Origin of the sequence: Streptomyces africanus (assembly GCF_002150735.1) — a bacterium.
GTDB lineage: Bacteria > Actinomycetota > Actinomycetes > Streptomycetales > Streptomycetaceae > Streptomyces > Streptomyces africanus.
The window spans coordinates 1-2,579 of the sequence record NZ_MUKA01000432.1 but is presented as its reverse complement, the minus strand read 5'-3'; the positions used below and the strand labels follow the sequence as shown (position 1 = coordinate 2,579).

3 protein-coding genes and 1 riboswitch are annotated in these 2,579 nt (G+C 71.0%); all 3 genes read left to right on the top strand.

The annotated features are described in order from the left end of the window. On the top strand, nt 1–605 hold a 605-nt coding region (locus CCL05_RS38855), incomplete at its 5' end, for a cytochrome P450 (protein ID WP_143590018.1). Between the two features lie 155 nt (nt 606–760). Then, nucleotides 761–1,684: a LysM peptidoglycan-binding domain-containing protein gene (locus tag CCL05_RS38850; protein ID WP_086565325.1), complete on the top strand. Its 924-nt coding sequence runs from the start codon at nt 761–763 to the stop codon at nt 1,682–1,684. A gap of 228 nt (nt 1,685–1,912) precedes the next feature. Continuing rightward, a riboswitch (cyclic di-AMP (ydaO/yuaA leader) is annotated at nt 1,913–2,079 on the top strand. Between the two features lie 4 nt (nt 2,080–2,083). Beyond that, a partial coding sequence (locus CCL05_RS38845; RefSeq protein WP_107400573.1) for a transglycosylase family protein occupies nt 2,084–2,579 on the top strand: 496 nt, incomplete at its 3' end.

The window sequence follows — 2,579 nt, the reverse complement described above, 5'->3', positions numbered from 1 at the left end:
GCGGCTACCTCGCCGACCTCATCCACCGCAAGCGGGAGGCGCTGCCCACCGAGCCCGCCCCCGGCGAGGACCTCATCTCCGGGCTCATCCGCGCCTCCGACCACGGCGAGCACCTCACCGAGAACGAGGCCGCGGCCATGGCCTTCATCCTGCTGTTCGCCGGGTTCGAGACGACCGTGAACCTGATCGGCAACGGCACCTACGCCCTGCTCACCCACCCCGAGCAGCGCGCGCGCCTCCAGGCGTCCCTCGCCGCCGGGGAGAGGGGNNCCACCCAGCCGCTCACCATCGGCGGGCAGCACATCGCGCCCGGCGACCCGGTCCTCGTCGTCCTGGCCGCCGCGGACCGGGATCCGGAGCGGTTCGCCGATCCGGACGTGCTCGACCTCGCCCGCCGCGACAACCAGCACCTCGGTTACGGCCACGGCATCCACTACTGTCTCGGCGCCCCGCTCGCCCGCCTGGAGGGCCAGACCGCGCTCGCCACGCTCCTCACCCGCCTCCCGGACCTGCGGCCGGCGGCGGATCCGGCCGAGCTGCGATGGCGCGGCGGCCTCATCATGCGCGGGCTGCGCACGCTGCCGGTGGAGTTCTCACCGGCCTAAACATGACACGCCGTCATGACTGTGATCTTCACGTGATCTGCGCGGCATGAACTTGTGACAAGTGATCGTCTGCCGATACGTTCACCCATCATCAGCGCGGCCCCGGGGGGACCCTGTGCCGCGCCGGTCACTGCTGTCTCGCGAAAGGTCTCCGTATGCTCTCCGGGAACGGTCGGCACCGTCGCCCCCGCCAGGCTCCGGCTCTCCTCGTCGCGGCCGGGGTCACCGGCTCCGCCATCGCGATCCCGCTCCTCGGGGCCTCCGGTGCCAGCGCGGCCGACGGCACGACCTGGGACCGGGTCGCGGACTGCGAGACCGGCGGCGCGTGGAGCCAGAACAGCGGCAACGGGTACTTCGGCGGCCTCCAGTTGTCCCAGGAGGACTGGGAGAACCACGGCGGCCTCGACTACGCCCCGAGCGCCGACCTGGCCAGCCGCTCCCAGCAGATAGCCGTGGCCGAGAGAATCCTCGCCGACCAGGGGGTCGGCGCGTGGCGCACCTGCGGGCTGCTCTCCGGCCTGGAGCAGGACAAGAGCCCGGAAACGTCCGACTCGTCCGCTCCGACGGACTCGCCCGGACTGCTCGACTCCGTCGAGTCGCCCTCCGACGAGCAGTCGACCCCGGAGGACGAAACCACCAAGTCCGACAAGTCACCCGATTCTGTCGACTCCTCGACGCAGGACCCGTCGCCCGCCCCCGAGAGTGACAAGCCCGACAACTCTCCCCAGGGCGACGACTCTTCGGCGCCCGCCGCAACCGGAACGGAAACCGGACCCGACATCGCCGCCGGCCGCCACCGCGGCCCCAGTGCCGACGAGGGCACCGCGGCCGAGGACGGCCGCACCTCCGGGTCCGCCGGACGGCACGCCTCGCGCGCCGGCGAGGCCTCCCGGGAGGCGACGGACGGCTCCTACACCGTCCGCCCCGGCGACAGTCTCTGGTCCATCGCGAACTCCCTTGACCTCAGTGGTGGGTGGCATGCGCTCTACGTCGGGAACGAGACGGCCGTCGGCACCGACCCGAACCTCATCCGCCCCGGTCAGAAGCTCACGGTAAAGGGCGAAGCGGACGAGAAGTAGCCGGTGGGGCAGTCCGGAAACGGCGGCGGAAGTCACCCCGAAACCGTGCGAGTTCACGTCACGGTTCGTACCTGATGTCCCTTATCGGTGCGGTGAGAGATAGATCTCAGAAGCCCTGATCGTCTTTGAAATTCCCCGGATCACCTGTCTACGGTCATGACCGCTCGTCACCACGAGCCCCGGCTGCCGCAACGCCGAATCCTGCCAGCGGCCGCACGGGAACAGTCGTCGCGTCAAGCGCCGTAGGCAGGAGCGGGGGACCCAAGGTAAGTGCCCGACCGGCCGGTTGTGCCGGAAGGGCTTGGGGTGAAGCCGCGTCCCGGGAGGGGCGCGGCCGGGCAACTCAACCGGCCCGAACCCGACAGCTCACCTCGCAGGCGTCGGTGAGGGGATCTCTCCATGCTGTTTTCCGGCAAGGGCACGCACCGCCGTCCGTCCAAGGCCTCTCGGGTCATCGCCATCGCCGGTGTCACCGGTGCCGCCGTCGCCGCCCCGCTGATCGCGTCCGGCAGCGCCTCCGCCGCCACCGCCTCCGAGTGGGACGCCGTCGCCCAGTGCGAGTCCGGCGGCAACTGGTCCATCAACACCGGCAACGGCTACTACGGCGGTCTGCAGTTCTCCGCCTCCACCTGGTCCGCGTACGGCGGCACCCAGTACGCCTCCACCGCCGACCAGGCCAGCAAGGACCAGCAGATCCAGGTCGCCGAGAAGGTCCTGGCGAGCCAGGGCAAGGGTGCCTGGCCGGTCTGCGGCAAGGGCCTGTCGAGCGCCGGCTACAGCGGCGGCTCCGCGCAGAGCAGCGGCTCCACCGAGACCCGCCAGACCGAGCAGCAGCCGGCCTCCCGCTCCGACGAGCGCCCGGCTCAGACCCAGAAGACCCAGAAGACCCAGAAGA

Excerpts from the sequence above, each read along its gene's own strand:
- CCL05_RS38850 (WP_086565325.1), top strand. The coding sequence starts at position 761 with ATGCTCTCCGGGAACGGTCGGCACCGTCGCCCCCGCCAGGCTCCGGCT.